The organism is Pseudomonas edaphica, from assembly GCF_005863185.1.
Taxonomy (GTDB): Bacteria; Pseudomonadota; Gammaproteobacteria; order Pseudomonadales; family Pseudomonadaceae; genus Aquipseudomonas; species Aquipseudomonas edaphica.
The window spans coordinates 1-7,161 of record NZ_VBVZ01000314.1; the positions used below are offsets into that span (position 1 = coordinate 1).

General features: G+C 58.7%; 7 protein-coding genes and 1 pseudogene. 2 read left to right on the forward strand and 6 right to left on the reverse strand.

What is annotated here, in order from left to right:
* A pseudogene (locus tag FEM54_RS19745) lies at positions 1–131 on the forward strand (pyrroloquinoline quinone biosynthesis protein PqqE); the annotation flags it as partial.
* Positions 132–136: 5 nt separating this feature from the next.
* On the opposite strand, the gene FEM54_RS19750 reads toward FEM54_RS19745, so the two are convergent.
* The 4 genes from FEM54_RS19750 to FEM54_RS19760 form a co-directional block, all read right to left on the reverse strand.
* Complete coding sequence (locus FEM54_RS19750; protein ID WP_003194776.1) at positions 137–295, reverse strand: YqaE/Pmp3 family membrane protein; 159 nt, start codon at positions 293–295, stop codon at positions 137–139.
* A 94-nt stretch (positions 296–389) separates the two neighbouring features.
* A complete protein-coding gene (locus FEM54_RS19755) occupies positions 390–710 on the reverse strand; it encodes a helix-turn-helix domain-containing protein (protein WP_017138039.1) in 321 nt (106 codons plus the stop codon).
* Positions 694–849, reverse strand: a complete 156-nt coding sequence (locus FEM54_RS34090) for a hypothetical protein (protein ID WP_157786506.1) — start codon at positions 847–849, stop codon at positions 694–696. Before FEM54_RS34090 ends, FEM54_RS19755 begins: the two co-directional genes overlap by 17 nt.
* A 105-nt stretch (positions 850–954) precedes the next feature.
* Positions 955–2,214, reverse strand: a complete 1,260-nt coding sequence (locus FEM54_RS19760; protein WP_138452588.1) for an aspartate aminotransferase family protein — start codon at positions 2,212–2,214, stop codon at positions 955–957.
* 209 nt (positions 2,215–2,423) lie between these two features.
* Between FEM54_RS19760 and FEM54_RS19765 the strand changes: the two genes are divergently transcribed.
* Complete coding sequence (locus tag FEM54_RS19765) at positions 2,424–3,323, forward strand: LysR family transcriptional regulator (RefSeq protein WP_017138036.1); 900 nt, start codon at positions 2,424–2,426, stop codon at positions 3,321–3,323.
* 226 nt (positions 3,324–3,549) lie between these two features.
* Here FEM54_RS19765 and FEM54_RS19770 read toward each other — a convergent pair whose 3' ends face one another.
* Together FEM54_RS19770 and FEM54_RS19780 are read right to left on the reverse strand one after the other, a co-directional pair.
* Entirely contained in the window at positions 3,550–5,328 is a 1,779-nt protein-coding gene (locus tag FEM54_RS19770; RefSeq protein ID WP_138452590.1) for an acyl-CoA dehydrogenase C-terminal domain-containing protein, read from the reverse strand.
* 258 nt (positions 5,329–5,586) lie between these two features.
* Positions 5,587–7,161, reverse strand: a 1,575-nt coding sequence (locus FEM54_RS19780; RefSeq protein ID WP_138452594.1) for an acyl-CoA dehydrogenase C-terminal domain-containing protein, incomplete at its 5' end; no start/stop codon positions are given.

The window sequence follows — 7,161 nt, forward strand, 5'->3', positions numbered from 1 at the left end:
CGGTGTGCAGCAAGTCCGAGCAGCACGGCATCATCCTCAAGGCGCGGGAAGAAGCCGAGCATGCCACCCAGACCATCGAGCAGTTGGCCTTTCGCAACGAGCGCAATTCACGGCTCATCGCAAAAGGCTGACGGCCTCAGCGCTTGGCGATGATGTACACCGCGTGGATGATACCGGGGAAGTAACCGCACAGGGTCAGCAGGATGTTCAGCCAGAACGCGCCGCCGAAACCCACTTGCAGGAACACACCCAATGGCGGCAGCAGGATAGCGATGATGATACGAATGATGTCCATGGGTAAGCTCCAAAAAATCGGCTCGTGTGAGCCGTGTAGCTAATCGACCTTGGGCGTTCGTGAGGGTTCAGTGGGATCTGGCATTGGGCCATCTTCAGGCCAGAATCTCCAGGCCGTGTTTCTGTACGATGCTCAGTAACTTGAGCGCCATGCCGCTGGGTTGTTTTTCGCCGGACTCCCACTTTTTCACGGTGGAGGCGCTGGTGTTGAGGTAGCGAGCGAAAACGGGCTGACTGACATGACTGCTTTCACGCAGCTGCTTGATCTGCTCGGCCGGAATTTGTTCAGGGACGGCCGATAAGCACGCTTCGTCATATTCTCGGAGGGTGGTTTTGCTGATTGCTCCAATTGAATGAAGTGCTACGGCAGATTTATGAATCGACTCCAGCGCTTCACTTTCATATTTTTTGATCATGATGAATCTCCACAAACTCCCTTAAATCCAGTAATTGCTGGACTTGTGTGTCGTTTAAGCTTTCATAAGTTTTTGCCATCGCCCGAAACCAAATCAAATCTTTTTGACTGATAAAGCCATTGTTTTCACGGATGCTCAATCAACGTTTTCAATCCAAAAATTTCACGAACAAAAAAACGCCCCCAGCCAAAAGAATCAGGCTGGAGGCGCCGCGTATGCCGCGAGACGGTTCAGGAATAAGAGGTTAAACGGCGATGCCCTTGCGACATTGCAGTTGGGCGGTACGCACGCGGGAGAACGCGCGCGCCAGGCGCAGGAGCATTTCGTCGATGTGGCTTTTGCTGACGTTCAAGGCTGGAGTAAAACGCAAACAGTCGGGTTGCGGGGCGATAAGGATCAGGTCTTCGTGCAATGCGGCCTTTACCACGGCATCCGCAGAATCATCTGACAGCGTCAGGCCCCACAGGAGTCCGTTGCCGCGTAGTTGCCCATGGCCGTATCGATAGGCCAGCCGGGCAAGGCCTTCTCCCAGGTACAGGCCGGATTCGCGTACCTGTTCAAGAAAACCGCTTTCCAGCACGGTGTCGAGTACGGCAACACCGGCAGACGCCATCAAAGCATTGCCGTGATGCGTACCCTCCAGTTCCCCCGCTTCGAAACAACAAGCCTTGCCGCGCGCCAGCAACGCCGCCAACGGCACACCGCCGCCCAAGCCTTTGCCGAGGGTGATGATGTCGGCACGCACGCCGTACTGTTGTTCAGCCAGCAGGCTGCCGCAACGGCCAATGCCGGTTTGCACTTCATCGAGGATCAGCAGGATCCCCAGTTCGCGGCACAGGCGCTCGACGCCCTTCAAATAGTGCTCGGTAGCGGGAATGACGCCAGCTTCACCCTGGATCGGCTCCAACATGATGGCAACTGTTTGGGCATCGACGGCTGCATGCAGCGCCGGCAAATCGTTGAAGGGCACATGGCTGAAGCCCGATAGTTGCGGCTCAAAACGGTTGCCGCCGGCACTCGCCGAGGCTGCCAATGCCGCAAAGCTTCGACCATGACAACCGCTGCTGGCGCTGATGATGTGATAGGCACCACCGCGATGCAGCTGACCCCATTTACGCGCCAGTTTGATCGCGGCTTCACAGGCTTCCGAGCCGCTGTTGAGCAGGTAACCCTGGTCGCTGCCGGTGTGATCGCACAGCCGATCGACGAGGTTCAGTTGGGCGCGGTTGTGCAGGCCGTTGCCAGGGTTGATCAGCATATGAGTCTGATCGGCCAGGGCTTTGATCAATACCTGCGGGCTATGACCGAGGCTGTTGGCGGCGCTGCCTTGGCTGAAATCCAGATAGGCGCGCTCGTCGCTGTCCCAGAGCCAGGAGCCCTGGCCACGCACAAACACCTGCGCGGGCCTTGCCACAGTCGGCATCAGGGATTTACTGAAGCCGTCATGGCGCGCGTTCACGATCAAATCGTCCAGGCTCGGCGCAGGGCGACGAAACAGATTCACAGCTCACCCCCAATAGCAACCGGGCCTTGGTCGACGCCCCGTACAAACACACCCTTGAGGTTTTTTGCCTTGCCTATGTAAATGCTATCAACATAAACGCTGTTCATTGCCCGATCCGGCCCTGTAAGCCCTGCGAATAGGCGCTAGACTAGGCGTCCGAGGGGCCATCGGCCATTTCGATTTTCCAGCTTTTTCGATAAGTAAGTCTTATGGATTTCAAGCAACTGCGTTATTTCGTCGCGGTGTATGAGGAAGGCCACGTGGGCCGTGCCGCCGAGCGTTTGTCGATCTCGCAACCGGCCTTGTCGCAACAGATTCGCCAGCTGGAGCAGAACCTGGATGTCAGCCTGTTCGAGCGCAGCAGCAAGCGCCTGTTGCCGACACTGGCGGCACACACCTTGTACAACCACGCCTTGCCGCTGATCGACGGCATGCAGCAAGCCGTCGAGGCCTTGCGCAACTTCAAGGGCCAGGCGATGCGCACCTTGGCCATTGGCGTGCTGCAAACCGTGCACACCAGCCTGGTCCCGCAGATGCTCGAGCGCGTGCGCAAAGCCCAACCGCATCTGGTGGTGCAGATCTATGAGTTGACCGGGATTGAAATTGAGCGGCGTTTGCTCAACGGTTCGCTGGATATCGGCATCAGCTACTTGCCTCCCCGTCAGCCGGGGTTAACCGGCGTGTTGCTGTACGAAGATGAACTGAAGGTCGTCATCCCCGAAGACCACCCATTGCGGGAATTCAAGAAAGTCTCGCTGAAACAGGCGGCGGAGTTGCCGATGCTGCTGTTGGGGGAAGAGTTTCAGGTGCGCCAGATCTGGCAAGGCCAGTTATCCAATTTAGGACGACGGCCACAAGTGCAGGCGGAGTTGAATACGATGGCAGGGATTCTCGATAGCCTGCCTCATACCCAGCTCGCCACCGTATTGCCGGGGCGCTCCCAGGATGAACACAACAGCAAGGCACTGCTGTGGAAGCCCTTGAGTGAACCCAGGGTGCCGCTGAAAGTGGGGTTGGTGTGCCGCGATGTGCAGCGCCAACAAGCGACGGTGGCGTTATTGCGCACCCTGCTCGAAGACGTAATGAATGCCCCACAGGCAGGCGCCTGACTTTTTCGCGGGCAAAAGAAAACCCCGCCGAAGCGGGGCTTTGCAGACTGTTTCCCTGACATCCATTTCACTCCGCCATCCTGGCAGAATCCTACGTGTCCGTGTTGTTGCTTTGCGCTTCCTGCGCGACGTCCATGTGAAGTAGATTATCCGTGGATCCAATTTGGCGATAGAGGACGAATAGCAGCACGTCATGTAAGAGAATGCTTACACGCCCTCCAAGCCCTTAGAACAGTGCTTCATCCAGCAAAAACAATGATTCACTACCGGCTTTTACCGACGCACTCAGTGAATGAATGCGCGGCAGCAGGCGGGCAAAGTAGAAGCGCGCGGTACCCAGCTTGCTGGCGTAGAAGTCTTCCTCAGCCTCTTTGCCCAGCGCGGCCTTGGCCATGCGCGCCCACATATAGGCATAGGCCATGTAGCCAAAGGCGTGCAGGTACTCAACCGAAGCCGCGCCGATTTCATTCGGGTTGGTCTTGGCGCGGTCCAGCACCCAGGCGGTCAACTCATCCAGGTTATCCACGGCAGCGCTGAGCGGTTGGGTGAACTCGCTCAACTCGGCGCCTGAAGCCGCGATGAACTGGCGGATCTCGTCAGCGAACAAGGTGTAGAACGCCCCGCCACTGCCAACGATCTTGCGCCCCATCAAGTCCAGCGCTTGAATGCCGTTGGTGCCTTCGTAGATCTGCGTGATGCGCACATCCCGCACCAACTGCTCCTGGCCCCACTCGCGGATGTAGCCGTGGCCGCCAAAGATCTGCTGGCCGAGCACGGTGGTTTCCAGGCCAAGGTCGCTGAGGAAGGCCTTGGCAACAGGTGTCAGCAGCGCCACCAGGTTGTCTGCACGTTCGCGAGCGGCGGCATCTTCACTGAACTTGGCGATGTCCAATTGCGTGGCCACATAGGTGGAGAACGCACGACCGCCTTCGTTCGAGGCTTTCATGGTCAGCAACATGCGGCGCACATCCGGGTGCACGATGATCGGGTCGGCCACTTTGTCCTTGGCCTGGGCGCCGGTCGGCGAGCGGCTTTGCAGACGGTCGCGCGCGTATTCAATCGCGTTTTGATAAGAGCGCTCACCCGACGCCAGGCCCTGGATACCCACACCCAAACGCTCGTAGTTCATCATGGTGAACATCGCCGCCAACCCACGGTTCGGCTCGCCCACCAGGTAACCCACGGCTGCATCGAAGTTCATCACGCAGGTCGCGGATGCCTGGATGCCCATCTTGTGTTCGATGGAGCCGCAACTCACCGGGTTGCGCGCGCCCAGGCTGCCGTCGGCATTGACCATGAACTTCGGCACCAGAAACAGCGAAATGCCCTTTGGCCCGGCCGGTGCATCCGGCAGTTTGGCCAGCACCAGGTGGATGATGTTGTCGGTGAGGTCATGCTCGCCGCCGGTGATAAAGATCTTGGTGCCACTGATGGTGTAGGACCCGTCCGCATGAGGCTCAGCCTTGGTGCGGATAATGCCCAGGTCAGTCCCGGCGTGCGCTTCCGTCAGGCACATGGAACCTGCCCACTCACCCGAATACATTTTCGGCAGGTAGGTAGCCTTGAGCGCTTCGCTGGCGTGGGTGTTGATGGAGACGCAGGCGCCGGAGGTCAGCATCGGGTAAAGGCCAAACGCCAGGCTCGATGAGTTGATCATCTCTTCAACCTGCGCCGAGACGGCCTTGGGCATGCCCATGCCGCCGAAGATCGGGTCGCCGCCGACGCCCACCCAGCCACCTTCGGCGTAGGTCTTATAAGCCTGTGGGAAACCATCCGGCGTGCTGACGGCAGTGTCCGCCCAACGGCAACCTTGCTCGTCGCCATTACGGCTGAGCGGCGCGATGGATTTGGCCGTGACCTTGCCGGCTTCTTCAAGGATTGCCTCAACGGTTTCGGCATCTACGGTGTCTGCCAATGCCGGCAATTGGGCCCAAGTGTTGGCGACCTCAAAAACTTCGTTGAGGACGAAGCGCATATCACGCAGCGGCGCTTTGTAATCAGCCATGGCAAACCTCGTGAGAACAGGAAAAGTGATTCGATAGGATCGGTTTTACAGGCTTCGAGTGTAACCGAACAACATTTGAGACACATAGGGTCCGTTAGTGACCATTAGGTATTTAATGGTCACATCACGAATCCAATATGGACTTCTGTGGGAGCTGGCTTGCCTGCGATGCGGGCACCTCGGTTGATCAGTTACACCGAGTTGATGCCATCGCAGGCAAGCCAGCCCCACATTTTGACCGCAGTGAATCAATCGCACCTAAAGCGCAAACAACTGCGCAGGCAAGCTCATCAAGCACTCACTGCCCGCCTCCACAGCGGCGCGGTGCGTTGCAGTACGCGGCAACAAGCGCTTGAAGTAGAAATCGCAGGTGGCCAATTTGGCTTGGGCGAACGCTGCGTCGTCATGCGATTGGGCCGCAATGGCCATGCGCAACCACAGGTACGCCAGAATGATGTAACCGCTGTACATCAAGTAATCCACCGCCGCCGCGCCCACTTCATCCGGGTTTTTCATGGCAGCCATGCCGACCTTCATCGTCAGCTCGCCCCATTGCTGGTTCAGTTGGTTGAGCTGCTCAACCTGGGCCTTGAGCTGCGGGTGCTCGGCATTCGCTGCGCAGAACTTATGCACAAGTTTGGTAAACCCGCGCAGCAACTTGCCCTGGCTGCCCAGGACCTTACGGCCCAGCAAGTCGAGCGCCTGGATGCCATTAGTGCCTTCATAGATCGGCGCAATCCGCGCATCACGCGCCAGTTGCTCCATGCCCCATTCGCGAATGTAGCCATGGCCGCCGAACACCTGCATACCGTGGTTGGTCACCTCCAGCCCGGTTTCGGTCATAAAGGCTTTGCAGATAGGTGTGAGGAACGCCAACAGATCTTCGGCCTCCTGGCGTTGGGCGGCGTCACTGCTCAAGTGCGCGGTGTCGAGCAGTTGCGCGGTGAAGTAGGTCAGCGCCCGATTACCTTCATTGAAGGCCTTCATGGTCAGCAACATGCGCCGCACGTCGGCGTGCACGATGATCGGGTCGGCGGCTTTATCCGGGGCCTTGGCGCCGGTCAGCGCGCGCATTTGCAGGCGGTCGTTGGCGTATTTGATCGCGCCCTGGAAACTCGCCTCACCATTGCACAAACCCTGCATGCCAGTGCCCAGGCGCGCGTGGTTCATCATGGTGAACATGCAATTGAGGCCCTTGTTCGCCTCGCCAATCAAAAAGCCCTTGGCGCCGTCAAAGTTCAGCACGCAGGTGGCCGAGGCCTTGATGCCCATCTTGTGCTCGATGGAACCACAGTGCACCGCGTTGCGCTCGCCTGAATCGGCATGGAACTTGGGCACGATAAACAACGAGATACCTTTGGTGCCCGCCGGGGCGTCCGGCAGTTTGGCCAGCACCAAGTGAATGATATTGGCGCTCATGTCGTGCTCGCCGGCCGAGATAAAGATCTTGCTGCCGGTGACCGCGTAACTGCCATCCGCCTGGGGCACGGCGCGGGTCTTGATCAGGCCCAGGTCGGTGCCGCAATGGGTTTCGGTGAGGCACATGGTGCCGGTCCATTCGCCGGCGGTGAGTTTGCTCAGGAACGTAGCTTTCTGCTCCTCGGTGCCGTGGGCGTGGATCGCCGACATTGCACCGTGGGTGAGACCCGGGTACATGCCCCAGGAGGTGTTGCTGGAGCCGATCATTTCGCTGAGCACCAGGCCCAGGGACAGCGGCAAGCCCTGGCCACCGTAGACCGGGTCCGCCGCCACGCCATGCCAGCCGCCTTCCACGTAGTGGGCGAAAGCTTCCTTGAAGCCCTTGGGCGTGGTGACCACGCCATTGTCGAAGTG